We start from the raw sequence: 25,734 nt of genomic DNA, 5'->3' as shown, positions 1-25,734 counted from the left end.
CCCAATACATGTTACTTCAAACCTTCCCCTCACACCCCCATCTCTGCTACAATTAACTGGTTAAAAAAGACATCTACCATAACTATTCAACATCAGAAAGGAGGGACACCATGCCTTCATACTGGTTATGGCTGGCTATACTAGGCATTTCTTGGACAGCGGCCTTGATGCACACACCCCTCACACCGCTGCACTTGATTGGGGCAGCGATCTTTTTCGCCTTATTCTTTTTATCTGCTTTATTTAAAAAGCGAGAAGCGATCTATACAATCATCCTAGTATCTGCAGCAATCGTGACTACACTTACATTGTGGCCTGAGCCAATTGCTGCCCCAAATCCATTTACATTGTTTATCTATTCAATTATTTGGGGTAAGGCTCTGCTGCATCTACATAAATGGTATGCAGGAGGGGTGGGTGTTCTCCTTTTGTGTGCTGCATTAACCCCAGCCTTTCTTGGGCATCCTTCTTTTTCAGCAATGTTTCTGATCCTTTATTTCAGCATGGCTGGGTTGGGCTTCATTGCTTTCTATCATTATTACAACAGTCACAAAGAGGTTACTGCGCGAAATGAAGCTCTTTTAAGTGAATACCGTAAAGTAAAGCGACAGGTAGCTGCAAGCGAGCACCTTGCAAGGCAGGAGGAACGTACGCAGATTGCTCGTGATATCCATGATTCAGTTGGACATAAATTAACGGCCCTCTTGATGCAGATTGAAGTCTCAAGGCTTAAAGCTGACGTGCAGACAGCATCCGATTTGCTGAATCTAAAGGAACTAGCAAAGGAAAGCTTGGATGAAACAAGAAGTGCGGTTAAAACATTAAAACAAGATGAGGTTGGTGGGATATCTGCGATTATTAATTTAATCAGGAAGTTAGAAGCGGAGAATTTTTTACGCATTCAATTTTCATTAAAACCAGGTGCCTTCTCAGCCTCTCTTTCTAATGAGCAAATGATTACCGTTTATCGCGCAGTTCAAGAAGCTCTGACGAATATGATGCGCCACAGCGGCGGGCGTGAAGTGAAGATCACATTTGAAGCACCTGCCGGGGAGGTATTTCGCTTTGAAGTCACGAATCCATTAAAGGAAGAAACGCCTTACACAGAAGGGTTTGGACTGAAATCGATGCGAGAGAGAGTAGAGAATGTTTCAGGACAGCTTGAAATCTATCAAGGAAATCGTCAGTTTGTTGTACGCGGTACATTGCCGATACAAGATAGGAAGGAGGGGTAGGATGGTACGTATTTTATTAGCCGAGGATCAGGGAATGGTCAGACAAGGATTGAAAATGATGATTGAAACAGATCCTGAGCTGAAGGTGACTGGTGAGGCTGTGAACGGGAAAGAGGCAGTCACTTTATGTGAGAGCCATCATTATGATCTAATCATTCTGGATATCCGTATGCCTGTAATGGACGGACTAGAAGCAGCACGGATTATGCATTCTCGCTGGCCTGAGCGAAAGGTATTAATCTTGACGACGTTTAATGACGATGAATACGCACTTGAGGCGCTGCGTAACGGGGCTCGCGGCTATATGCTGAAAGATGCTGATGCCGTTGAGTTAATCCGGGCGATCAGGAGCTGTTTATCGGGCGGGCTCTCAATCGAGGAGCATGTTGCAGCAAAAGTGATGCCACGATTAATGAAGAAAACTAATGATGCCGCGGTAGACCCAGCTATTACCCCAAGGGAGTTAGCGATTATGAAGCTTGTTGGCGAAGGGCTAAGCAATAAAGAGATCTCAGAAGAGCTTTCATTATCTGTCGGCACGATCAAAAATCATATTAGTGCGATTCTTGATAAATTAAGCTTACGTGACCGCACACAGCTGGCGATTTATGCGATCCGCCACAATGTCGTGTAGAAAAAGTGACTCAAGTCATGGGTTCATACATAAGTGATGACTGAAGACAGTGTGCGCACTGTCTTTTCGTTTATATACTGTTTGATAGATTGAAGTTTTGAGTGGGAGGGATGAAGCATGCTTGAGACAGAAGCATTGAAAAAAGTATTTAAAACAAAGCCTGCAGTAGACGGGGTGAGTCTGTATTTAGATAAAGGGGAATCAGTCGGCCTGCTAGGACCGAACGGGGCAGGAAAATCAACGACGATCTCCATGATTTCTACATTAGTCAAACCAACGTCAGGTGAGGTGTATTTGCACGGGGAAAGTGTGATTAAGAATCCCAGTAAAATGAGAAATGTGTTAGGCATCGTACCACAGGAAATTGCGTTATACACCGAGCTCACGGCATATGAAAACCTTAAGTTCTTCGGAAGGCTCTACGGGCTAAAAGGAAAAACCTTAGACAAGAGAATCCAAGAGGTGCTTGAGATTGTAGGACTAGAAGGAAGACAAAAGGAGATTGTCAAAACATATTCTGGCGGGATGCAGCGCAGGATTAATATGGCTGCTGCGATGCTGCATGAACCAGAGATTCTTATTATGGATGAACCGACTGTCGGGATCGACCCTCAATCTCGCAGTCATATTCTAGAAACCGTACGTCATCTAAATGAAGAGAAAGGTCTGACTGTCCTCTACACTAGTCACTACATGGAAGAAGTGGAGAGGCTGTGTGACCGCGTCTACATTATGGATCACGGCAGGGTCATGGCGAGCGGCACAAAAGAAGAGTTAAAAAGCATTCTATCTGGTGAAGAAACAATCATTCTAGAACTCGATAAACCATACCCTAGTCTCACAGCCGATTTAAAAACGCATGACAGCATCCGGCAGACGATTGAAACGGAGAAAGGATTGAAGCTGATTGTACCTAAGGGAAGCAGGCTTTTAGCAACGATTTTCCAAGAGGCAGAAAAACATCAAGCGCATATTTTAAATGTAAACGTCCAAGTCCCAACCTTAGAAGATGTTTTCTTACACTTAACGGGCAGAAAGCTAAGAGACTAGGGGGGATATGATGGGTACATTTTTGAAAAAAGATATTCTCGTGCTGATCCGCGATCGAAGTGAATTAATTGTCCTGCTTGCCATGCCGTTTATCCTTTTAACAATTCTCGGCTTTGCATTAAGAGGGCTGCTTGGCGGAGATATGGAAGCCTTGCACATGAACGTAGCCATTGTGCAAAATGATCATGAAGAAGAGGGGATCGCACAGTTTATTGAAGATCTTAAGGCGAGCGGACTGCCTGATGAGGCAATAGACACGTTAGGAGCAACAGCTGTTGAAGTCAGTCCGATTCCAATGCTTCATCAGATGTTTTTAAGTGAAGAAGTGAAAGGAATAATCGAAATCACCGAGCTAAGCGAAGCTGCTGCAAAACAGCAATTAAAAGAAGGCAGCGTTGATGCAATCATTACTATACCAGATAATTTCACATACCGTATTTTAAACAAAATAATAATAAACCAAGACAGCGGAAGTGAATTAAAAATCACTTTAAATGAATACTCAATGAAAACAAATGTGCTTGAAAATTTGATGGAAAGCTTTGTTGATACCTTGAATTTTGAGACAGCCGTTGCACAAGCAGCGGGGGAGAGTGGTGCCGCCGGAATCAGTGAAGCAGAGCCGATCGAGGTTGGAGGGGTGGAATCCATTACGGCAAAGGAACCGATATCATCTTTTCAGTATTACACGATTGGGATGGCAGTCATGTTTGTTCTATTTGTAGGCTCAACCATTTCAAGTAAGGCGTTTGTAGAAAAGAAGCAGCATGTTTTTCACCGAATTATGCTCGCAGGTACATCACCAATGGCGTATTTAAGTGGAAAAGCAATCGCAGCCACAGTCATATCATTTTTGCAGCTTGTTATTTTATTTAGTTTGTCATCCTTATTATTCCAATCCTTTTCCTTTGAATCAGTGGAGTTCTGGGCAGGTATGGGATTGATTTCATTTTTGCTTTCTCTATGTGTTGGAGGATTTGCCGCATTATTAACTGCTCTTTCAACTAAATGGGATACAGACAGTGTGTCATATGTATTTGCTGGAGGACTTGTAACGATCCTTGCCTTTGCAGGAGGAAGCTTTTTCCCAACCACAGGAATGCCTGAAATTGTTCGCGAAATTGGAAACTGGACGCCGAACGGGGCAGCATTAACGGCTTACTTGCAGTGGATGCAAGGACTTGGAATGGTGGCTGTTTGGCCGCTTTTACTCCGGATTATAATAATCACTTTTGTGTTATTAGCGCTCAGTGTTCTTGTGTTTCCAAAAAGGAGGTCCGTGTAAGATGAAATCTGTCTTTTTACTACAATGGCAAAGGTTCAGAAGATCTCCTATGTTAGTGCTTTCTTTCTTTGTCTTAACGATCATCTTTGTTGTGTTTATCGCAGGATTTTCATCGGGCGATCACCAGCTAACAATCTCTACTTTTGCTGATGATTCTTTAACTGAAGAAGAAAAAGAAGCTTGGATTACGACTTTAAATGAATCCGATGCTTATGAGTTTGTTTGGGTAAAAGAAGATACAGCTAAACAATCTGTATCATTAGGAGAAGAAAGTCTGGCACTTAAGCTTTTACCAGATGACTACAGGATTGTCGTAGCAACGGAAGATCCTTCACAATTTGCAATTGAAACTTATCTACAAAAGGTTTACCGAGAAGAACTACGCTTGCAGCAGTTAGATTCATCCCTTGAAAATAAGGAGTTTCGATCAGACGTTATTGAATACATGCAGGAGCCTGCGTTACAAGTGAAAACGTCGACATTAGGAGGGGACCAGTCTTCTTCTAATCAATTTGAGCAAGTGCATGCTTTAGTTGGAATGACTTTATTCTTTGTCATTTATACGATTATCTATAGTTTAATGAATGTAGTAGATGAAAAGCAGCTTGGAACGTGGGATCGTTTAATCATATCACCGATTAAAAAGTGGCAGGTGTATCTTGGCCACTTAGCATTCAGCTTTGTGATCGGATATTTACAAATCATCCTAATATTTATCCTGTTTATCTTTGGATTTGGTTTTGATTTAGGGGATCGAATAGGTACAATTCTGTTTGTCATTGCATGCTACACATTTACCATTGTTGCCGTTGGAATCTTGTTGATTGGACTCTCCAAATCATCTCAGCAGTTAAATGCGATTATACCCATCGTAGCAAGCGGGATGGCGATGCTTGGCGGAGCGTATTGGCCAATCGAAGCGGTATCAAATGATATTCTGTTAACCTTATCAAAAGGCATGCCGATTTTGTATGGAATGGAAGCATTAAAAGGTGCAGCTCTTTATGACAGAGGAATCGTCGCTCTCGCTGAACCAATCTCCTTCTTGTTGCTCATAGGTGTCTTATGTATGGGAGTAGGAATGAATTTGATAGAAAGACGGGGGTAGTACCGATGATTAGGAAGAAGTGTTTTCCAAAAATTTGCTCCGTTTGTTTATAAAAATGCTTATTTCGTTTAAAAATTAGCAAATTCGCTCATAAAATGCTAAGTTCGTTTAAATATACTTGTCAGTTATTTATATAATTAAAGTGCTGTCCATTGTGGGCAGCACTTTTTTAACTGGTTCAGCAAACGGCACTATTACGCGAGGGACCCGCGCAATAACCTAACGAACCAACGCATAAACAGCCTGAAATCCTACAATCTCAGGCCGCAGCTTCCAATCTTATTCCTCAGTTACACGGTTTTTAAATGCTTCTTTTGTAGATAAGTATCCTTCTTCTTCAGGTGTTTTAGTATCCGTATTTTTAGCCTGCACGTTTTCGCTGCCTTCAGGAAAGGCACCCGGATGACCTTTTCGCTTATGATTATGGCTTTTACCAGTGGACATGTTGAAAACCTCCTTCTCATATATGAGAGTAGTGTCTTCAACAAGAGGAAGAATTATGCATAAGTAAATGTACTGCTTACTCTATATCTTCCTCAATCTTCATTTTCAGCAGCAACACCGTCGTATGTTTTTTTACCATCTGTTCTAGATCTTCCTCATTTTCAAAATTAAAGCCAGAGATCGAGCCATTAGAAGACTGTCTATAGGCAGCTAAAAGAACGGTTTCACCTAGCTCTACATTTTTCGCTTTATCTTCAGATATGGCATAATCCCATGTACTCGCCACCCCAGCCTCAGCTTGAAGTTTCTCTTCAATTGATGATGGGATAATACTGACTCCCGGAGCGTAAAGGAAGATAAGAGGATCTTCTGTATTCGGATTGATTAACCCAAAACCTAAAGGACCTTCTGATTTATCTGAAGGTTGACTGCCGTATGAAAGGTGTGTGAGCGGCTCAGGATCTAATTCACCCATATGATATCTCTCCACCCAAAGGTTCACCCATCTCTTATCAGCATCAGGAACATAAAGTTCAAAATCAAATAAGATTCCTAGATGCATCGCTTCAAACGCCTTTACATAATCAGAATTTGGCGCTGCTTTGATTGTCGGATTGTTATTAGATTGAAACACTCCAGTTGAGCATCCTGCAGAAAAAAGTGTTAGCAAGCCCGCTATACATAGAGCAGTGATCTTCTTACGACTCATTTTGATGAGCTCCTCTCGGGAAAGTAGACTGTTGTTTTTCTTTTTTATATCGATTATATGCAGTAAATAGGCTAATCAGAAAGACTCCCCAGAGGATTGGGCTTGTGACACTGATTCCTCTTTCTGATGTACCGCCAAAAACAGGCAGCAAAGCTAACAAACCGAAAAAACCAGCGCTTGTTACGATAATAAACATCAATTCCTGCTTAGCAGACTGAAAGACAGGTTTACCTTTTGGCCGGAAAACCACACTAAGCAAAATAGAAAAAACTACGCCTAAGGCAGCCACTGTCATACTAACTGGAACAGCAGGGAAAAAGTCTTTGACGAGCATTAAAATGAAGAATCCAGCCGCTGAAATTTGTGTTGCTGTATATATCCGATTACTCATTACGATTCTCCTTTTGACTGAACATTCATTCCTTTATATTACCACTAAATGTATAATATGGGGTATAGCTAACTAAGGAAGTGTGGAATTTACGATCGAGCAGGCAATAAGGAGATGAATTCATGGGTATTTGTCATGCTTCAAAGGGTACGATTCACTATAAGATAGAAGGAGAAGGAACTCCTATATTAATTCTCCATCCTTTAGGTACAGACTATCGCTCTATGTATCTATGGTTAGAACCACTGTTCAAGAGATGTACTGGTTTTCAACGAATTTATATAGATCTCCCAGGACATGGTGAAAGCACCGCCTCTCATCAACTAAAGACAACCGATGAAATGCTGCTAAATGTACTCGAATTTATTGATATGATGATGGATAAACAACAATTTTCGATGATTGGCTGCTCTTTTGGAGGATATATTGCACAAGGAATTTTAGATCGTAAAATAAATCAAGTTAAAAGTCTATGCCTCCTTGCGCCAGTATTGCACCTAAAAGAAAGAAATCTTCCAATGCAAACAATGGTTTCAGATCGTACAGACGAACCTATTATTAAGCAATGGAATGCAGATGTAAAAAATGCGTATCACTCCTTAGTCACGTATCAAAACAGTGTAAACGCACAACGATTTATAGACGAAATTCAACCTGGAAGAATGCTTATAAATAAAGACGTCATAAATACTGAGTGGAAAGAGAATCATTATTTATTTTCCGAAATGCCTCTAGCAAAGGTTGCAGGGGCAAACCATAAAGTATTAATCATTGTCGGGAAGCAAGACCATATTTGTGGATGTCAAGATCACTTAGATTATTTTAAGAAGTTTCCAAACAAATCATATGTTGCAATTAATAATGCAGGTCATTTGCTCCATATAGAGAAGCGCGACTTCGTTCTGCCAATGATTGAAGAGTGGTTACATGGAATCCACAAAAAAGACTAATTCTTCAGTTAATATTTTTAGGAGGCAAGCATGCTCATTTTATTCACCATTTTCATTTTACTAACAACGTTTACTTTATTTTTACTTTTCACTGCACAATTCATTTATTCTAGAGTTAAAAGTAAGGCTTTTCCGAAGAAATTATTTATAGCAACGTTAACAGGAGTGGTCTTGCTTTTCTCTATCTACATACATAGGGTTTACTTTTTTTCATTTGATCGAATAAATGATGAATATACTCAAAAAGGACCTGGACCGATCATTTCTCCCTCTGAAAAATACAGTGTAAAGGCATATTATGAACCATATGGAGGGGCTGTAGGTGGTGTGAATGTGTGGGTTGAAAAGACTAATCTTGAAGAAAATAAGACCAATATTGTTTATTATGCTGATGCGAAAAGTGATTTTTCAATGCAATGGAAGGATGAAAAAACTCTTTCTATTATAAATGATGAACCTGACTATCCAGGATCAGACCGAAGTATCACGTTAAACATTGAAAAAGAGATTTATCACGAAAATGGGTGGGCATGTAAAAGTATATTAATGAAGAATACATATGAACGCTGCTATCAGGATTAAGGGAATGATTATTCAAGCTAATTTAAATAAAACTGGATTCACTTCAGTGAAAATGATGAGAGATTATCTATATAACTTATAATTATTAAACAGTTTTTCATGAATTTTCTGGAAAAAAGGTGCTATCATTTGTTTTAGATAGCACCATAGCACCTTTTTCGTTTGAACTATTCAAGCTGTGTTTTAAGCTTTTTTGTTACTCTTACTTGGACTATCTTATTGTCGTTCATTTCTCTAACTTCAAAATGTAGATGATGGAACTCAAAGGTTTCACCTTCATTAGGAATATGACCGAGTTCTTTGTAAATAAATCCGGAGATTGTATCAAATTCTTCTGGAACTTTTGCTTTAAATATTTCATTAAACCGACGAATCGTTAGTTTACCATTGCATGTAATATGGGTGTCGGTTAATTCCTGTATTAACACTTCTCCTGCATCATCTGTCTCATCCTCAATGTCTTGTCCTATCATTGCTTCAATAATATCTTCATGACTAATGATCCCAGTCGTACCGCCGTATTCATCAATTACAATAGCTAAGTGCTTTTTTTCTTTCAGCATCATTTTGAACACTCTCTCGATGGATATAAATTCTGTAACAAAAAGAGGGGAGTTATCCATAAAATCTTTTATTTCCATTGAAGGATTTAATGACCACTTAAGCAAAAGCTTAGAATGAAACACCCCAACAATATTATCCATATTATCTTTATATACTGGGTACCTGGTATAATTACTTTCCATGACTATTTGTCTCGCATCTTCGAAAGTCACATTGCAAGGAAGTCCGTCAATTTCTGTTCGAGGGGTTTTAAGTGCATCTCGAACATCCTTTGTATAAAAATCAATTGCTCCCTTAATTCGTTGTGATTCCTCTTTAACAAAAGTTCCTTCCGTTAAGGCAATGTCAACCATGGTTTTGATTTCTTCTTTAGAAAATCCGTTTTCTTCATTGTTTCCCTTTGAAAGAATGTTAATGACGATATTTGTAAATTTAGATAATAAATAAATGAGTGGTTTAAATAATACTATTAATACCCTAATGACTGGAGCGACGAGATAAGCAATTCTTGTTGAAAAAGTGGCAGCGACCGATTTTGGCAGTACTTCTGCAAAAATAATGAGTACGACGGTTAAGATTCCAGTAGCTATACCAATATTAATTCCATACTCAATAGCAATAATGGTAACAAGAGTAGGGAGCATAATGTTTGAAATATTATTACCTATTAGGATGCCTGTGATAAATTGATCTGGTTTAGAAATTAACTCTAAAAGCTTTTGAGCTTTTATATCATTATTTTCTGCTCTTGATTGGACTCTTGTTTTATTAACTGCTGTTAATGCCGTTTCACTGCCAGATAAGAAAAATGACATAAATAAAAAAAAGACTAATGCGATAAACACTGTGAACACCTCCGTTATCCATACTTATTCTTCCCTATAATTGGTAGATAAAAACTCTTTAAAAATAACTCTGCAAAAGACCCTTCATAAGGTCCTCATATTCAGAATCTCCTCCTAGAGACGGAGCTGAGAAACGACCTCAGCACGATGATCTAATTTACATAAAATGGTTTAATGAAATAACGATGAGAATATAAGGGGGAAAATGGATGAACGTACGGTTCAGAATATGGTGGGTACTGTTCTTCGCTATTTGTTTATTAGCATTTTTTAATGGGCAGGCATTTGCTGAACAGGAGTTAGATGCGTTAGATGATTATCTTCAAACATTCATAGAAGAACATCGAATCCCCGGAGCCTCAATAGCTCTAACGAATGAAGAAGGAATCTACTATACAAAAACATGGGGAATAACAGGGGAAAGAGAGGAAGAGGTAACTACCGAGACGCCTTTTACCATAGGATCCATAAGTAAATCACTAACGGGGTTAGCCGTGATGAAATTAGTGGATGACGGGGAGATTGATCTGAATGACCCTATTACCCTCCATCTTCCTTGGTTTACCATGCAAGACGACCAAGCAGCCCGCCAAATCACAATCAAGCAAGCATTAACCCATACAAGCGGAATTAGTACCTATGATGGGCTAGCATTATCTGATCAGGAAGAAACGACAGTCAATCCAATTAAAGCTCGTGTAAAACGATTGGCCAACGTACAACTTACTGCACTTCCCGGAGACAAACATCAATATAGCAATGCCAACTATCTCATTCTGGGAGCTCTTATTGAAGAAGTGACGAATCAACCTTTTGCTGAGTATATGGCTGAAAGTGTATTTGCGCCCCTAGTAATGCATACTGCCGCAGCTGACTTCAACAATGCTGCAAAAAATGGATACTTATCAGGCTATCAATCTTGGTTTGGCATACCAGTTAAAAGTCAACGCATGTATGATCACGGAGGGGCACCATACGGCTATATGAGCGCAAGTACCATCGATATGGTTGAATATATAACTTTTCTACAGCAAACTGACCACAAACTTATAGGGGGAGAATTTATTGAATTATACAATTACCCACATGTACAGACAGGGGAAGAACGATTTTATGGGTTAGGCATTAGAGTATCGAATCCTGATACGCCTGAAGAGATGATCTGGCATTCTGGTTCCACACCGAATTCACGCTCAGAGTTATTCTTCTTGCCTGATACAGGATGGGGCGGAGTCATCCTTACAAACAAGAATCACTTTTTAGAGGAGGCTTCTTTGATTAATTTAAGGAACGGAATTATTCGTATTCTAAATGGAGAGCAACCAGAGCCAGTAAATCCTCCGTTTCAAATCATTCCGGTTCTTATCTCAGCTCTGAATCTTATCTTTTTATGCGTGCTTACCTATAGCTTGGTAAAATTAAAAAAAGGTGAAATAAAAAACATCCTTACCTGGCGTATAGCAGGTATTTTACAATTACTAATAGCTATTGCTTTATTTCCTATGCTCACCGAGTTGGTTGGTGTACCCTGGCATACGGTTAAAGCTTTTGCTCCTGATCTCGCTTTTTTAATAAGTATGTTCTTTATTTTTTTATTACTAAACTCATCTATACACATTTTCTATTCGATTAAGAAACCTCTTAGAAACCTTTAATCTGAGAGGTTTTTAATGATAGTTAAAAATACAATTTCAATAAAAACAATATGGTATTTAATGTTAAAGTGCTAAGATAAAACTAACTCATTTAAACTCACAAAGGAGCGGATAACCAATGGATCCATTACTATCATTTATGTTGCTTTTCTTTTTCGGCGGATGGCTGGTTCTTATATTAATAAAAAAGAAAATAGATAAGAGAGAAAGTTCGAATCCTGAACCTGTTGTCAGATGGATAATCGCGGTAACTGGTTGGGGAGTGATCTGTCTTTTTCTAGTATCATGGTGGTTTAATAAAACGATGTAACATCCTCAAACTATTGATCTAGGATTTTTTTGTATAGATAGGAGCATTCTCCCGTCTTTTCATCGAAGTTTGTCGAATGTATTCGGATTGGCATGAAGATTTGGTATGATCTACGGTGGAAAGTGACTGCTAATCAGTATGTAGTTCCCTGTTGGCGGGGATATAGGAGGGACAATATAGAATGAAGAAAATAGTATGGATCACGGTAGCTGCCTGCATGTTAGCAGCCTGCTCAACGGAATCATCTGAAACACAAACGGACGAAGTGCAAGATATAGCTGTAGAAAATGTGGCAAACGAGGAGAGTGAATCATTAGAAGAAGGATCGTCAGAGAAAAGTATTCAAGAAACAAACGATTTTTCATTTAATCAACCTGAAGCCCCTTATGTGCCAGAGTCTATGGAGGATGTGCTCACATACCCTGTGGGTGAATTTGCCCTTGTTGATCCTTCAGAGTCTGAAGAATTCCAAGACGTACTGGCAGAACTCCCTATCCTCAGAGAAGAAGCCACATCAGAAGAAATTCGTACATACATCATTCACTTGTCAACGTTAACGTCACCAGCGTATCCCGACCCTCGCTTATTAGCGAATCGCTGGGAGCAATTAAGTTTCTTAGCCCCAAATGAAGAGGGAGAGTTAGGTCCAGAAGAAAAGGAATTGAATGTCGAGATTTTACTAGATGCAAGCGGCAGCATGAGAGATGAAGTCGATGGGGTAGATAAGATGACCCTGGCGCGTGAAGCGATCCAAGGATTTGTCGAGGAGCTGCCTGATCAAGCAAATGTGGCGCTTCGAGTCTATGGACACGTAGGAGAAAGTCCGGAAAAATCATGCGAAGGCATTGACCGTGTGTATGACCTTCAACCTTATGATGAGAGCAGCTTCCAAGATGCGATCGATGGGGTCATGGCTAATGGCTGGACACCTCTTGCAAAGGCAATCGAGGTAACAAGTGACGATTATCGAAATGCTTCAAAAGATGCGACAAATATGGTGCTCGTGGTGAGTGACGGAATGGACACATGCGGTGGTGATCCTGTGCAAGCCGTTAAAGATTTGAGTGAACTGGATGTGACACCGCTTATTTCAATCATCGGGTTTGATGTCCCTGCAAACGAGCAGCAGCAGTTAAGAGAGATGGCACAAGCTTCAGGAAGTGCATTTGCTACCGTAAATGATCAAGCGCAGTTAAGCGCCGAACTCGACCGAAGTGCCGAACTAGCTAAAGCATGGATGATGTTTCAAACGGATGCTAGAGTTGAAATTGAGGCAACTCGTACCGAACAAGCTGTTGAAATTATGGATGAACGAGTAAAATGGCGCCTTTTAACTCAGGACGAACGTTTATACATGGTGGATCTAGTTCAATATCTTAATGATATCGATAAAGTCGCTCCAGTTCATACAATTGAAATATGGGATATTTTACTCGAAAGACAACAAGCAGCGTATGATATCGGCGAAGAAGTGTATGATGAACTGTATAACGCAAATGAAGAAAATAGAGAGCAGATGAGAGAAAAAATTGACGAGCTGGTCAATGAAAAGACAGAGTAATGAATGATAAAATAAAAAAGCTCAAATTATGAGCTTTTTTATTATACATTCCTAATACGATTTGCTTTGCTCAAAATTTAACTTATTACTTGGTTGTATGAAGCTTCCGACTAATCTTTGAAAGCAGTCTAATCATTTCTGCTATGCCTAGTAAAAGCACTCCTCCCACTAAACTACCTACACTTACTAGCAATATCAACCCGTCACTTGATGTATCAAACTGCACCTGAGCATAAACACTAAAAAAAATGGCGCACAAAGAAGTGAAGTATAAAAGTAGAGCAATCGAATTTATGTTTTTCAAATGAACACCTCGTTAAATATAATTTAGTTAGTTGATTAGTTAGCACATTACATCTTTTATTCTTAAACTAATCTAACCATTCTCACCTAGTTTTTGATCAATCGAGTGTAAGCACGTATGCACTAAAAAAAAAAACGAGTGCTGCAGTGATGTAAAACATGGTATCCATAAAGCTAAAACGGTAATTCCCAGAAAAACCGAACGGAAGGATTATACTACCTACTATTCCTACCATTACATAGTAGAGGAAGACTGGACCTTTTGATAAGAAACGTTCAATCATAAAGGCAACCGGTACCCCAAGTGTCAAATAAACAGGGAAAGCATAAATATACACAAATAGTGGATGTAAGATACTCTCTGGAACCTGTCCCTCTAAGATCATTTGGAAAGTTCCAAGTAGGATAACCATTAAATACAAAATAAGCGGAGCAATAAAAGCAGTTACTATATTTAGCATGACAAAACATCCTTATATAAATAGTTCTCGAAAACTATGACGCTTTCTCAAATATCTTCTTACTAACTGTCGAACGTCCCCTAGCTGCCTTCATAATTATTACAACCAGAAGAGAATAGACAATAACCATGGAGGAGAAATTCATTTCTTGAAAAAAGCGGCTTTCATTATAAGGAAGAATCACAGGCATAGGTAGATTAAGTAATCCGTGAATGAAGACCGCAATCCAAAGATTCTTCGTATATAAATAGAGAACAGACAAGAACATTCCTAGAAAAAGAAGTATACTAAATCTTATTGAAAAAAAGTTGATATCAGGGTATCTTATAAAATCTATAGGAAAATGTATAAGGCTGAATAAAATCTGTGTAATAAGCAGCGCCCATAAAATCCGGACAGATTTTCTTTTCAATGTAATAAGTGAATACAAAGACCAGAAAATAATAAAACGAAATACGATCTCTTCCATGATTCCAACTCCAAATATCTGTGCAATAAGGCCGCCTGTCCACATAGTAAAGCTGACTTCATTCAAACTAAAGGTCGAAATTAATGAAACACCATTATATAAACTATACATCCAAATTTGAATGTGAATTAATGAAAATACAATCAAGAATACCATAAACCCTTCAGCCACATTTCGCAGGCTTAATAGGCCGCTCTTCTTAAGTACATTAAATATAGATTCTCCAGTCAATATTTTCATTAACAGCAGAACAATAATTAATATCCCAACGCTAGTGAGTAAAACTGGGCTAATAAGTTCCATACTCCACACTGATAGAGGGAGTAGAAACTTTATAAGGTCCATATTAAAGGTCACTACGAATGAAGTAAGGCTAAAAAAAGCGATCACAAAGAGTACAAAAGAGGAGACAGTGGGTAAAACACTCTCTTTTGACTTCTCGATGGACTGGCTGTTTACATAAAAGAACAAACCCATCACGAATAAGGCTGCGTAGAGTAGGATGAAGCTTAATAGCGAAGACGGATTTCCAAAGTAGGAAGATACATAAGCAGCTCCGGCATAGCTAAACAAAAGCAAACTAATCAGAAGAAAACGATTTAAAGGTTTGTATGTATGAAGCAACATAATCATAAACGTAAATAGAACAAAAGCATACTCACCGTTACTAGATAGTGCAGCCGCTGTATCTAATACGGGCAGTACGATAAACCAATTTAACAAAAGGTAAATGCCAATTGTAATAAGAATGATCTGTAAGTAAGACCTGCACTGTAATTGTTTCATAATAAGCATGAACCAACCCTCACAAAAATAAGATGGAATAATCAGGTTTATTTTACCATATTTAGATACCGTTTAAGGGGATTTATGCTATATTAATAGCATCGTAGAGGAAAAGGGGAGTTATGTATGGAAAAAGCGGATAATAGCAGTTATATTCATAACAAAAAACGGCTTGAACTTATTGCATTCATCATTGGCATTCTTTGCTTCAGTATTGTTTTCATTCCTTTTACCAGAATCACCATGACAGGTCATGCGTGGGGGGATATGATTTCTATTTCTCTTATGTTCATCGGGGTTACGTTAACAAGCATCTTGCTGAAAAAATATGGCCGCAGCCCGTTACTGATCTTTTCCATTATTCTATCTTTATCATTTCCGATCTACTTAGTTATTCTTTTCGTTGCATTATTTACGGGTTTGATTGAATTCGGACCTTAAGAGGGGAAACGTATGAAAATATATTCCTTTTTCGTAGGTTTTATCTTTGTTTCTTGGGTGATCCTCTCCTTCTTATACCCAGAACCAAGCTGGTGGTCGATTTTCTCATCAGACCGATCGACTCACACGCCGATGGTTGAACAAGTATCACTTGTGAAAGTGTCATTTGTCGCTTTACTTTTTGCCGTTCCTATCCTTTTAAGGAGGGTTGTTAAATGAAGAAAACACAATTAAGTACAATCCTTTATGTATGCTCATTGATCCCTGTTATTGCAAACATCATGATCTATTATGTTTATAGAGGACCAACTATTGATATTTATTTTGTGATCTTAACATATGGGGTGCTTGCTGCTCTTGGAATCGCATCCGCTTCAGTTTCTTGGTATTTGAAGAAACGTCATCTATTATTTATCTTCAGCCTGCTGGGTAATGGCTTTTTTGTGGTTATAGCTGCGTTATTACTGCTAGGTATGGGGATCAGTGAATCGTAATAAATAAGAAGGAGGATTTGAATGTTTAGAGTCGTAGATGGATTTAAAAATATGTTTCTCGATCTATTTTCAATGGGAAAAGGGTTTCTTTATGGATTTGTCATGATCGGGTTGTTCATTGTGATTGGAACTACTCTGATATATGGAACGATATTGTTGTACAATCTATTATTTTAACAATTAAATAAGGCAGGAGTCGTTGTCGTGATTAAGTTTTTAATGTATGTCGTGATTTTCTTTGTTATTGGTTATAACTATGCAATTATTACAAAAGGTACTATATTTGATCATTTTTTAATCATGCTTTTAACCTTGTTTGTAATCATATTCTTAGTTGAATGGTTATTTAGCATGATTAGAAAAAGAAAAATTCGAAAAAGTAAAGTTCGGAATCAGAACACTCAAATGGAAGAAAATGCAGAGAGTGCAGAAGAGCAATCATTAGTAGATTTAATGCAAGAATTAAAAACAGAATTTCATAAAACATGGGAAATCCCATATAAAGACTACCACATAAAAATCGTCAATCAATATAATGAAGAACAGTTATATATAAACGATACGCTTGTTGACTCTAGAAAGCGAACGTCTTGGTATTCATTTCTCATCCCCTTCCAGTCACTTAAGGCACTCATTGAAGTTGATCATCAACCGATGGACATCAAGGTGAAGTTAGGCGGCTTAGTAAGCTTGCAATGCAAAGTGTATATTAATAAAAAGTTAGTTTTCAAAGAGAAAATTAAGTACGACTGGTTATCAGGTACTATCAAAGAAAAGGATTGAGCATGAAATAAAAGGGATACCACTTATATGCTTTACTACTAAGGTAAATCTTTCTTCCTACTAATGTTGAGCAATCCTTGTCGCTCCCTGGATTGGGGGTACGCTTTTTCCGCAGGCGTGCGCTGAACTAATTGGCTTTGCCAGTGGATTTCAGCATGATCTCTCTCTCATCCTGCAGGAATTGACCGCCCAATCCCGTTCGCTTGAGTTTCATTTCTGGCTTTATACTTCTACTCCTCTTAAGAAATTCCAAACAACCCTTCAATAAACTTTCTACAATTTTTAAAAGAAGGTCTTCTACTTTCTATCCTTAAAATCACTTCCTTAAATCTATTTCCTTTTATTCCAACGTTTAGTAATCTATGTTACGATCGTAACTGTGTCTTTTTTTGGCACAGTCATTATTGCTTAGTTGGAGGGAATATATTTGCAGTTTTCACTTCACGTACCAATGAATGTGATCGATCTAGTTGGTACAGTTTTATCGTGGGGAATTTTTATTTATTTCATTTATTATTTTTATCAGAAGCAAGAAAAAGAACTGACGCTTTGGAAGGCATGTCTTGCCGCATTTGCAGGGGTTATCAGCTTTAACATTAATACCACGATGTTTCACACCGATCTCAGTCTGCCTATTTTACCTATCGGTGTATGGCTGCTGCTATGGTATGCCTCAACAAGAAAAAACGGAGCATGGGAGAGGTATCGCCCATTTGCCTGGCTTGGATTTCTGAGTAATTATGTAACGATTGTCATTATGATTTTATCACTAGCAATACATAATCTGGTTTTCCCGAAAGATGATCTGACAACGTTTATAGCTAACTATGAACATGCTGAATTGATGGCAACCCATCCCTCGGCAGATGAGGTCATATTAGATGTGGAGAGACTAGAGCAACAACTTCCTTTGTTTGAGCAGTCATCATTAATGGATTTGAGCTGGTACGAAGAAATAGCCTATGGAGAACGATCAGAACAAAACGAGCAATTTCCATACATGCTTACGGGCACATATACGAAATGGGGAAGCGGACTGCCTGCAATACTATATGTGGAGAGAGATGGGAAAGGTATTTTAATTGAGTTGCCCGATGAGCAGAGATATTTCCGAGCGGATGACTCCGTGTTGAAGGGCGGGGGAATCGAATGAAGAAGAAAGTATGGATCTCACTTAGTGGCATCATAACTATGGTCATTGTAGCTAGTGTCTATTACAATTATTTCTCAAACCCGTCGGAGTTTTTATCAGAGGGTGAACTAATTGACATCATCAATGAACCACAATATGGTTTTGACTCACTCGAAATTCTAGATACGATCTACTTAGATGATAAACATGTGTTTGTCCCATTTGCACAGGACCAAATTTACGGAACTAGCTTTTGGAAATGGGAGAAACGTAACTGGGAGATGAAAGGATTTAATACAAGGGCAGATCCTTATTTATGGCAGCTTGATCCTAATGACCCGAACACCTTCTATGTTACCTGGAATCTTGATCCAGCCAATGATCTTTCACAAATCGATTTGTACCTCATAAATCGCAGGGGATTTCGATCAAGTAACTATTACCAAACGAACACTTATACACCTGGAGTCCAGCTGCGGCATCAAATTGAAACTAACCTTGATGAGGCATCATACGGTGTAGAACGCTTGCCAAAAGAGTGGATTACTTTTCTTGAAACTTATTTAGAAGTTGAAGGCGCTAAAAGCACGGATGATTTTTTCTCAACTCACTTTCATGTGAGCAGCCTCAGCTATGGCTGGATTCCGCGTGATCATAACGGTCTATTAAAGGATCTCAACATTACAAACGGTTATTCCAGCAGGTATGGTAGGTTTTATGGAGAAAGTATCTTACGGATAAGTGACGATGAACTGGAGTAAATATTCTTGAAAAGGAGAATACTTGATGGATATGGTAGGAAGTTTGCTGCTTAGTTTATTCATGTATATATGGTTTGGTGCATTGGCTGTTGTTGTGATAGCTGTCGGTGTATACACAGGAATGCAAATGCATGTTAGAAAAGAGGAGAAGAAAAGAGCTAAGCGAATATGAAGAAAAGTAAAAGAAGAGTTCACTTAAGTAAGTGGACTCTTCTTTTATTACTCATCTTTTACCTTAACCTCCGTTGGCACTTCTGAAAAAATAAAATGCGTAACAGTACGTGCATAGGGATTTACGTCTTCTATAAATTGTTCTGCTTCTTTAAAACTTTGAAAATGCAGCTTCATCATAAAGCAAGCCGGGCCAGCGATACGGTAGCAGAATTCTACATTCGAAAGGGTCTGAATATAGCGTTTAAATCCATTATAATCTCCATTTTTGACCGTCGCTTCAACCATGCATTGTATAGACTGTCCTAATTTCTCATAGTTAATCGTCAAGGTATAGCCTTTAATAATACCAAACGATTCCATTTGCCTTACGCGTTCTGTAACTGAGGGAGAGGAGAGATTCACCCTCCTTCCAAGCTCGCTCATCGACAGCCGGCTGTCCTGCTTTAATTCATCTAATATCCTTCGATCAACCTCATCAATTTTCATTTAACGTTATTCTCCTTAAATTAATTAAATTATATAAGTAAATCTTAAATATACGTTTACTATTTAATGTGATTTATATTATCAACTTATTATAATGAATCATACAAGGAGGAGATCTAAATGGCAAGGATAACGGAATCAAAAACAGGCAGTACACCATTTCAACGACTATTGGGACATAACCCCGAAGTGATGAATGCATGGTCAAATTTAGGTAATGTATTAGAGCGGGATGCATTAATCTCTGCTGATCTAAAAGAACAAGTCAGAAGAACATTAGCACAGGGCAACGGGTGTGAGTATTGTAAGGCAAAGGGAAAACCAGACGATGTGCATAGCGATGAAAAAACATCCGTTGCAGTTGCGCTATCTGAAGTATTTTTAAAGCAAAAAGGTACAATCTCAGATCGGCAGTTTCAAATACTCGAAGAATTATTTACAGAAGAAGAAATAAGTGAACTGATTGCCTTCATTACATTTACGACAGCTTCACAGTATTTTGGAGCGATGATGAGGTTGGAAGGTTAAGAGCCTAAAGTAAGGTAAAAACTTTTAATTCCTTGTTGGTATTTAATGTTAAAATAAAGAATAGATATGATCCTGCAGAGTTTGAATAAGAAAGGAATCAAAATGAAAAAGTTAATAACGACAGTTCTATTAGCAGCCTTTGTTTTAAGTGCTTGTGGGAATAATGACGTACCCTCAAATACAATTGTAAATGCAGAGTTAACCGAAAGAGAAAAAACCATTCTTTCGGCAACAACGGATCAAACATTTATTTTTGACTTCACTACCGGCAGTGAATTTAACGAACTAGATGTGTGGATTGAAAAATATGAATTTGGGAAGTTGGTTGATGAACCAATAGGTCACATTAGAACGGAGATTGAGGAGAACGGTTCTATTTTCTTTACTACTAATCAATCAAGTGTAGAGTCTAACGAAGCCTTTTTTCGTTTAGGCATTTCCAGTAATGGAAGTACAGGATCTTCTGCGCTTTCTGACATCATTTCTAATAAAGACTCAGAAGGGATGCAAACAGTGTGGGATACCCTTAACTAAGAGATCGATATTACAAACGATGAGCTTGTTCTAGGTAGTATATGTTATTCATGGGACGAAGCAGGTATGAGTTCACTTTCTTCAGAATTTTATCATGATGTGGAAGGACGAATGCATGAGATTGAAAAGTATGAAGTGGTTTACCTGCTGAGAAGTAAATTTATGAATTGAGCTTGGTCCTATAATAAAGGAGACGTTTATGAATAATAAATTTATTCTTCTAATCATTGTTCTTTGTTTAGTTTCAGGTTGTAAGAACGAAGTAAATACTAGCCAGTTTTCATATCCACAGCTACTTCCGGCAGAAGACGGGAAGTACTCTTATGTAGTGATTTATCCAAACGAACATACAGAGCATAGGATACCTGAATTTATGAGAGGGTATGAACAAAATTCAAACTTAACACTCGGAACCATGATGTCGCTTGAAAACTTTAACTTAGAATACTCTGAATTAGCGATAGGTGAAGCTCCTTATTATGTATTTCTAGATACAAACGGAATTGTTTTTGAAACGAGTGATGAACGAGAAGCAGGGGAGTTTTATTTAGAAAACATTCATTTAAATTAAAGGGTAGAAGAGCTGAGAGCGGTATGTTCTTAGCTTTTTTGTTGTTTTTTCAATTTAAGAAAGATAATGAATTACGCCCAACCTGAAACCACGACAACAAATAATACGTAAAGGTATAAATTAGAAATAAAGTAAAATTTAATATATTCAAGGAAGGAGCTACGATGAAACGAATACATAATATTTTAGTGTACACATTACTGTCTTTGTTCCTTGCTGGATGCATAGAAACTCAAACCTCCTCATTACCAACTTCAGAAGATTTACCAGCTGAAGCAGTAAGAACGCAATTAGATAAAGAGAGAGATTATTATCCTACGCAAAATTGGAAGATAAAATCTCCTGCTGAACTTGGTTTAAACGAGGATGTGCTAGAAGAATTAATAGAAAAAGTCCGTCAAGAAGATGTGTACAGCATGCTGTTAATCAAAGACGGCTATCTAGCTGAAGAATATTACAAATCGATCACCTTTAATGATTCAAGAACTCCTATCAATTCGATTGCAAAAAGTATCACCTCTTCCTTAATTGGCATAGCAATCGACCAAGGCTATATTGAGGGAATCGATCAGAAAGCCTCAGACTTCATCCCAGAAATACTTGAGCAAGAAGACATTCGTAAACATGAATGGACAATTGAGCATTTTTTAACTTTAACAGATGGATTGTATTGGCCGGAGACAACCCGATGGAATGATATCATGTTCCCATTAGAGTCTAGTGATAACTGGGTGGATTTCATTATTTCTCGTGAGCTGGTAAATGATCCTGGAACTCAATTTAACTATAATACAGGGGCCTCTCATTTATTGTCTGTCATACTTGAAAGAGCTTCAGGTCAGTCAACAAAGCATTTTGCTGATAAGCATTTGTTTTCGCCGCTAGCCATTGGGACAATGGATTATTTCTGGGATATTGATTCAAATGGTTATTATACAGGTGGATATAAAATGGAAATGGTTCCTGCTGACCTCGCAAAAATCGGCTATTTATTTTTAAATGGAGGCAGGTGGGATGGAGTTCAGATCATCCCTTTAGAATGGGTGGACGCCTCAACTAGTTATCACACCACAACTGAATTAAATGAAGCAGGCTTTGGAGATTATGGGTATCAGTGGTGGGTCAAGACGCTGCAACTTGATTCAGGCGAATTAATTCATAGCTATTATGGGTCTGGCGCCTTTGGACAGAAACTGATCGTCATTCCTCATTTCGATTTTACAGCTGTATTTACAAGCAACTTGCCAAACGATTCGTATGGTCTGTATTTTGAACAAATTACGGAGCAATTTTTATTAAAGTTATTTGAAGAGTGATCGTACATATTTGAAACTAAAAGAAAGGAGAAGTTGAATGAAGCCTTTAAAAAGTACGAACCGTCTGCTTATTCTCGTCGTATCTGCGTTAATAGTTTCAACGTTCATTTTTGTTGCAATGATTCGCTTGACTCCAGATACAGTGGCTCATGTAGATGAAGATCAGATCGCAATGGGCGTGGCAGCTACCCAGATTCTTTTACATGAAGAACAGCTTTCTTCTTATTTTGATCAACAAGTATATCTACCTCATATGTACAGCTATCCTCTAGGAATGATCTGGACTGCAGACAAAGAGATGAATGATGAGTTAACTGCTCCCAAAAATGCAATGATTGTGTACATTAACGATGCTATAGATGAACCTTTTATTAATGAAACTGAGCGTGAGTTCTTGATAGAAAATGGGGACTTTCTTTATCTCAATCATTTAAATGAAGAGGATGCTACAATCGTTATTCATATATCTGAATTTGATCCTAACCTCCCACTAAATGGAGAGAGCATTGAATTGGCTGGCACATCTGTAAAACATCAGCTAATTGAACAGGATAACCATAATATTAATAGACTAAGTTTCCAAGAATCTGGTATGGTTTATGATATAAATTTCCATTTGCTCGATTATGATTCCCGCGAGGAAGCCATTCATATGGTCGAAGCATTTATTAAAAAAGTGACAACTAAGTAGAGAGAAACATAATAGAGGAGTGATTAATGTGACAAAGATATTTGAAGCAACGTATGAAGGACGTCAAATACGAGTGGAAAATAGCTGGTTTAACGGGGAAAAGCTGTATGTAGATGGGAAATTACAAGATCAGAACCTAGGTCTTGCTTTAAGGTCAACGTTACAAGGCCAGTTAAAAGCAGCAAACGGGGATATTAAAACGATTAAAGTAACTCTTGGCGGAACTGTAAAAATTCAATGCAAAATCTTTGTTGATCACAATTTGGTCTATCCTGAGGAACAGAAGTAATGGCAGACTGGTTGAATGTAGGGAGCCTCGTGCTTGGACTGACTGCGTGGTTCCTGCCCGTAATCAGTATTATGCGTGATAAAAGAAAGCCAAATAAAAATTGGGCTAGTTATTCAATCATGAGTTTAAGCGCGTGTGCCATCGCCCTTTTTTGTCAAATCCTGTATAGCTATCATCTTGTTAGAATTGAAGATATAAGTGCCATTTATGATACAGCTGGCGGTGTCGTGCTTGCTGCTACGGTGCTGCTTATCATCACATTTATATTAAATACAATAAATGTGAGATTAAACCGTATAAAGGGGTAGGTAATTGGCGCAATTGGTCAGGAAGTAGAGACAATTAAACTTTCACCTGACACATCCTTAAAATGAATAGGAGCAATTGAGCCACATAAGCGCATATAAACATTCAACCGACGCAATAAAACAGTAGACTAGAGAAATATCCCTCTTAACCAACACAATTAACCTCTCAAAAGGTGCAATCACCAAACCTCAAAAGAGCTGACAAGGATCAGCTCTTTTTTATGCAAAACATGCTAATCGTATAAGACTATTCCTTTGAATATCTAGTAGAGCTAACGTATACTATACTTATACTTTGCACAAAGTAATTTGAACAAAGTAAAAAAGACGTCCAGGGGGATTAAAAATGAGAGTAAAAGATAAAGTAGCGATTGTAACAGGTGGAGCATCAGGGATTGGAAAAGAGATTGTACGATTATTTCAACAGGAAGGTGCAACGGTAATTGCTGCTGATATCAATGAAGAAGCCTTAAAAGAAGTGGCAAAATGGGATCTTGTCCATGCGAAGGTACTTGATGTATCTTCTGAAGAATCTTGGTCAGCACTCGCTTCGACGGTAGAGGATGAATTTGGTAGAATAGATATATTAGTAAATAATGCAGGAATCTCAAGTGAGAAGCCGTTGGAAGACATATCAATTAATGATTGGGATATAATGATGCGTATTAACAGCTTTGGTCCATTTGCAGGGATTAAGCATGTGGCTCCTATTATGGAAAAACAGAAATCAGGATCAATCGTAAACATCTCTAGTTATACAGCTCAAATCGGCCTCGGGTTGAATGCATATTCCGCTTCAAAAGGAGCCGTGAGAGCTCTATCTAAGGCAGCAGCTACTCACTACGGCCGCCAAGGAGTACGAGTAAATGCCATTTTCCCAGGAGTGATTGAAACACCGATGACCCAAGCCTTGCAATCATCAAGTCAAATGTTGAACCAGCTTATTCAAGCAACACCACTTGGGAGATTAGGGAAGCCAGAAGATATTGCTAATACCGTTCTTTTCTTATCTTCTGATGAGTCATCCTATATTACAGGAGCTGAAATTGTAATTGACGGAGGTTTCTCTGCTCAATAATTTAAATAAGGGAATGTTCTTATGTCCATGCAAATTCTAGTGTTGGCTACACTTAAAAAGAAGCCGAATCACCCATATGAAATCAAACAAACGCTTTATAAAGATGGATGGAATAAATTAATCCTGATTACAGATGGCAACCTATACCAAGCGATCCGAACGTTAACTAAATTAGATTGCATTCGTGAAGTGAAATCGGAGAAAGAGAATAATCGTCCTAACCGCACCATCTATGAGCTCACCCCTACTGGGGAAAAACATCTACAAGCATCTATTGTATCAGTATTTGAAAAGCAGCAAACAGACGCAAGAACCCTTTATCCAGCTCTCGCTTATATTGAGCATGCAGATAAATCAAACGTGCTGCAGCATATTGGAAGATGGATGAATGAATTAAGTGAAGAGTTGAATCAGCGCAAAGAGTACAATGATAAAATCAATCAATTGATTCAAGAGCATTATTATGAACAATTAGAGCTGCAGTACAATTGGTTGAAGCGAGTAAATGAGGTTCTAAGAGAGGAAGATTCTTAAATTAAATTAACAGGTAAATTAGTCACTCTTAAAGAAGCAACCGTTAAAGATCTAGATGAACTTTATTATTTGAAGTTATGAAGAAACGTTTCCACCAGAAGAAATAAGCCTAGAGATGAGTAGGCCACACTGCTCCCGCAATCAGATCGTCCTTATCGAACCTTTTGTAAGACGTAATTCAATAGAAATAACAACCTACCTCACCAACTGAGGTAGGTTGTTACTGTTGGAATAAGAAATTTTTTGAGGGAAATGATTTTATTTAAATAGAA

At 38.3% G+C, this 25,734-nt stretch carries 34 protein-coding genes; 27 read left to right on the top strand and 7 right to left on the bottom strand.

From position 1 onward, the window contains the following. Positions 1-110: 110 nt before the first annotated feature. From BPOF4_RS09715 to BPOF4_RS09695, 5 genes are all read left to right on the top strand, one after another. Positions 111-1,235 (top strand): sensor histidine kinase, encoded by a 1,125-nt coding sequence (locus BPOF4_RS09715; protein WP_012958971.1) that lies wholly within the window; start codon positions 111-113, stop codon positions 1,233-1,235. Between the two features lies 1 nt (position 1,236). After that, a complete protein-coding gene (locus BPOF4_RS09710) occupies positions 1,237-1,869 on the top strand; it encodes a response regulator (protein ID WP_012958970.1) in 633 nt (210 codons plus the stop codon). Between the two features lie 117 nt (positions 1,870-1,986). Beyond that, a complete protein-coding gene (locus BPOF4_RS09705) occupies positions 1,987-2,919 on the top strand; it encodes a daunorubicin resistance protein DrrA family ABC transporter ATP-binding protein (RefSeq protein ID WP_012958969.1) in 933 nt (310 codons plus the stop codon). 7 nt (positions 2,920-2,926) lie between these two features. Further along, complete coding sequence (locus BPOF4_RS09700; protein ID WP_238446500.1) at positions 2,927-4,204, top strand: ABC transporter permease; 1,278 nt, start codon at positions 2,927-2,929, stop codon at positions 4,202-4,204. Between the two features lies 1 nt (position 4,205). Further along, entirely contained in the window at positions 4,206-5,312 is a 1,107-nt protein-coding gene (locus tag BPOF4_RS09695) for an ABC transporter permease (RefSeq protein ID WP_012958967.1), read from the top strand. A 279-nt stretch (positions 5,313-5,591) separates the two neighbouring features. Here BPOF4_RS09695 and BPOF4_RS22450 read toward each other — a convergent pair whose 3' ends face one another. From BPOF4_RS22450 to BPOF4_RS09685, 3 genes are all read right to left on the bottom strand, one after another. After that, the gene (locus tag BPOF4_RS22450; protein WP_012958966.1) at positions 5,592-5,756 is read right to left on the bottom strand and encodes a hypothetical protein; all 165 of its coding nucleotides are present in this window, start codon (positions 5,754-5,756) and stop codon (positions 5,592-5,594) included. A gap of 76 nt (positions 5,757-5,832) precedes the next feature. After that, positions 5,833-6,465 carry a hypothetical protein gene (locus tag BPOF4_RS09690; protein WP_012958965.1) on the bottom strand — a complete coding sequence of 211 codons (633 nt, stop codon included), beginning with the start codon at positions 6,463-6,465 and terminating at the stop codon, positions 5,833-5,835. Further along, the gene (locus tag BPOF4_RS09685) at positions 6,455-6,856 is read right to left on the bottom strand and encodes a hypothetical protein (protein WP_012958964.1); all 402 of its coding nucleotides are present in this window, start codon (positions 6,854-6,856) and stop codon (positions 6,455-6,457) included. The genes BPOF4_RS09690 and BPOF4_RS09685 overlap by 11 nt, the downstream gene beginning before the upstream one ends. A 122-nt stretch (positions 6,857-6,978) precedes the next feature. On the opposite strand from BPOF4_RS09685, the gene BPOF4_RS09680 reads away from it, so the two are divergent. Both BPOF4_RS09680 and BPOF4_RS09675 read left to right on the top strand, forming a co-directional pair. Continuing rightward, on the top strand, positions 6,979-7,806 hold the full coding sequence (locus BPOF4_RS09680; RefSeq protein ID WP_012958963.1) for an alpha/beta fold hydrolase: 828 nt from the start codon (positions 6,979-6,981) through the stop codon (positions 7,804-7,806). 30 nt (positions 7,807-7,836) lie between these two features. Continuing rightward, positions 7,837-8,388, top strand: a complete 552-nt coding sequence (locus BPOF4_RS09675; protein ID WP_012958962.1) for a DUF5412 family protein — start codon at positions 7,837-7,839, stop codon at positions 8,386-8,388. A gap of 167 nt (positions 8,389-8,555) precedes the next feature. Here the strand turns inward: BPOF4_RS09675 and BPOF4_RS09670 are convergent, their stop codons facing one another. Continuing rightward, on the bottom strand, positions 8,556-9,797 hold the full coding sequence (locus tag BPOF4_RS09670) for a hemolysin family protein (protein ID WP_012958961.1): 1,242 nt from the start codon (positions 9,795-9,797) through the stop codon (positions 8,556-8,558). A gap of 209 nt (positions 9,798-10,006) precedes the next feature. Between BPOF4_RS09670 and BPOF4_RS09665 the strand changes: the two genes are divergently transcribed. From BPOF4_RS09665 to BPOF4_RS09655, 3 genes are all read left to right on the top strand, one after another. Beyond that, positions 10,007-11,452: a serine hydrolase gene (locus BPOF4_RS09665; protein ID WP_012958960.1), complete on the top strand. Its 1,446-nt coding sequence runs from the start codon at positions 10,007-10,009 to the stop codon at positions 11,450-11,452. A gap of 118 nt (positions 11,453-11,570) precedes the next feature. Next, positions 11,571-11,762, top strand: a complete 192-nt coding sequence (locus BPOF4_RS09660) for a hypothetical protein (protein ID WP_012958959.1) — start codon at positions 11,571-11,573, stop codon at positions 11,760-11,762. 181 nt (positions 11,763-11,943) lie between these two features. After that, a complete protein-coding gene (locus BPOF4_RS09655) occupies positions 11,944-13,323 on the top strand; it encodes a vWA domain-containing protein (RefSeq protein WP_012958958.1) in 1,380 nt (459 codons plus the stop codon). Between the two features lie 401 nt (positions 13,324-13,724). Here the strand turns inward: BPOF4_RS09655 and BPOF4_RS09650 are convergent, their stop codons facing one another. Together BPOF4_RS09650 and BPOF4_RS09645 are read right to left on the bottom strand one after the other, a co-directional pair. Next, entirely contained in the window at positions 13,725-14,087 is a 363-nt protein-coding gene (locus BPOF4_RS09650; protein WP_012958957.1) for a hypothetical protein, read from the bottom strand. 34 nt (positions 14,088-14,121) lie between these two features. Then, positions 14,122-15,342, bottom strand: a complete 1,221-nt coding sequence (locus BPOF4_RS09645) for a CPBP family intramembrane glutamic endopeptidase (RefSeq protein ID WP_158305565.1) — start codon at positions 15,340-15,342, stop codon at positions 14,122-14,124. 126 nt (positions 15,343-15,468) lie between these two features. Here BPOF4_RS09645 and BPOF4_RS09640 point away from each other — a divergent pair, with 126 nt between their 5' ends. The 8 genes from BPOF4_RS09640 (at position 15,469) to BPOF4_RS22200 (ending at position 19,125) form a co-directional block, all read left to right on the top strand. Then, positions 15,469-15,783: a hypothetical protein gene (locus tag BPOF4_RS09640; RefSeq protein WP_012958955.1), complete on the top strand. Its 315-nt coding sequence runs from the start codon at positions 15,469-15,471 to the stop codon at positions 15,781-15,783. Between the two features lie 12 nt (positions 15,784-15,795). After that, a complete protein-coding gene (locus BPOF4_RS09635) occupies positions 15,796-16,002 on the top strand; it encodes a hypothetical protein (protein ID WP_012958954.1) in 207 nt (68 codons plus the stop codon). Continuing rightward, positions 15,999-16,277, top strand: coding sequence for a hypothetical protein (locus BPOF4_RS09630; protein ID WP_012958953.1), 279 nt, complete (start codon positions 15,999-16,001; stop codon positions 16,275-16,277). The genes BPOF4_RS09635 and BPOF4_RS09630 overlap by 4 nt, the downstream gene beginning before the upstream one ends. A gap of 21 nt (positions 16,278-16,298) precedes the next feature. Beyond that, positions 16,299-16,454, top strand: coding sequence for a hypothetical protein (locus BPOF4_RS22205; RefSeq protein WP_012958952.1), 156 nt, complete (start codon positions 16,299-16,301; stop codon positions 16,452-16,454). A gap of 27 nt (positions 16,455-16,481) precedes the next feature. Beyond that, the gene (locus BPOF4_RS09625) at positions 16,482-17,060 is read left to right on the top strand and encodes a hypothetical protein (RefSeq protein ID WP_012958951.1); all 579 of its coding nucleotides are present in this window, start codon (positions 16,482-16,484) and stop codon (positions 17,058-17,060) included. 412 nt (positions 17,061-17,472) lie between these two features. Beyond that, complete coding sequence (locus BPOF4_RS09620) at positions 17,473-18,213, top strand: hypothetical protein (RefSeq protein ID WP_218959108.1); 741 nt, start codon at positions 17,473-17,475, stop codon at positions 18,211-18,213. After that, a complete protein-coding gene (locus BPOF4_RS09615; RefSeq protein ID WP_012958949.1) occupies positions 18,210-18,953 on the top strand; it encodes a hypothetical protein in 744 nt (247 codons plus the stop codon). Before BPOF4_RS09620 ends, BPOF4_RS09615 begins: the two co-directional genes overlap by 4 nt. A 25-nt stretch (positions 18,954-18,978) precedes the next feature. Next, positions 18,979-19,125, top strand: coding sequence for a hypothetical protein (locus BPOF4_RS22200; RefSeq protein WP_012958948.1), 147 nt, complete (start codon positions 18,979-18,981; stop codon positions 19,123-19,125). Positions 19,126-19,172: 47 nt separating this feature from the next. Here BPOF4_RS22200 and BPOF4_RS09610 read toward each other — a convergent pair whose 3' ends face one another. Then, the gene (locus tag BPOF4_RS09610) at positions 19,173-19,613 is read right to left on the bottom strand and encodes an Lrp/AsnC family transcriptional regulator (protein WP_012958947.1); all 441 of its coding nucleotides are present in this window, start codon (positions 19,611-19,613) and stop codon (positions 19,173-19,175) included. A gap of 120 nt (positions 19,614-19,733) precedes the next feature. Here BPOF4_RS09610 and BPOF4_RS09605 point away from each other — a divergent pair, with 120 nt between their 5' ends. The 9 genes from BPOF4_RS09605 (at position 19,734) to BPOF4_RS09565 (ending at position 25,462) form a co-directional block, all read left to right on the top strand. Next, the gene (locus tag BPOF4_RS09605; protein ID WP_012958946.1) at positions 19,734-20,141 is read left to right on the top strand and encodes a carboxymuconolactone decarboxylase family protein; all 408 of its coding nucleotides are present in this window, start codon (positions 19,734-19,736) and stop codon (positions 20,139-20,141) included. Between the two features lie 66 nt (positions 20,142-20,207). Then, the gene (locus BPOF4_RS09600) at positions 20,208-20,675 is read left to right on the top strand and encodes a hypothetical protein (protein ID WP_158305564.1); all 468 of its coding nucleotides are present in this window, start codon (positions 20,208-20,210) and stop codon (positions 20,673-20,675) included. A gap of 199 nt (positions 20,676-20,874) precedes the next feature. Then, on the top strand, positions 20,875-21,246 hold the full coding sequence (locus BPOF4_RS09595; protein WP_012958943.1) for a hypothetical protein: 372 nt from the start codon (positions 20,875-20,877) through the stop codon (positions 21,244-21,246). Positions 21,247-21,410: 164 nt separating this feature from the next. Beyond that, positions 21,411-22,562, top strand: coding sequence for a serine hydrolase domain-containing protein (locus BPOF4_RS09590; protein ID WP_012958942.1), 1,152 nt, complete (start codon positions 21,411-21,413; stop codon positions 22,560-22,562). Positions 22,563-22,599: 37 nt separating this feature from the next. Continuing rightward, the gene (locus BPOF4_RS09585; protein WP_012958941.1) at positions 22,600-23,253 is read left to right on the top strand and encodes a hypothetical protein; all 654 of its coding nucleotides are present in this window, start codon (positions 22,600-22,602) and stop codon (positions 23,251-23,253) included. Between the two features lie 28 nt (positions 23,254-23,281). Next, the gene (locus BPOF4_RS09580; protein WP_012958940.1) at positions 23,282-23,542 is read left to right on the top strand and encodes a hypothetical protein; all 261 of its coding nucleotides are present in this window, start codon (positions 23,282-23,284) and stop codon (positions 23,540-23,542) included. Next, on the top strand, positions 23,542-23,850 hold the full coding sequence (locus BPOF4_RS09575) for a hypothetical protein (protein ID WP_012958939.1): 309 nt from the start codon (positions 23,542-23,544) through the stop codon (positions 23,848-23,850). Before BPOF4_RS09580 ends, BPOF4_RS09575 begins: the two co-directional genes overlap by 1 nt. Before the next feature lie 346 nt (positions 23,851-24,196). Beyond that, a complete protein-coding gene (locus tag BPOF4_RS09570; RefSeq protein ID WP_012958938.1) occupies positions 24,197-24,928 on the top strand; it encodes an SDR family NAD(P)-dependent oxidoreductase in 732 nt (243 codons plus the stop codon). Positions 24,929-24,949: 21 nt separating this feature from the next. Next, entirely contained in the window at positions 24,950-25,462 is a 513-nt protein-coding gene (locus tag BPOF4_RS09565; RefSeq protein ID WP_012958937.1) for a PadR family transcriptional regulator, read from the top strand. The last annotated feature ends 272 nt before the right edge of the window (positions 25,463-25,734 follow it).

Source organism: Alkalihalophilus pseudofirmus OF4 (genome assembly GCF_000005825.2).
GTDB lineage: Bacteria > Bacillota > Bacilli > Bacillales > Bacillaceae_D > Alkalihalophilus > Alkalihalophilus pseudofirmus.
This window is presented reverse-complemented; position numbering and strand designations above follow the sequence as displayed.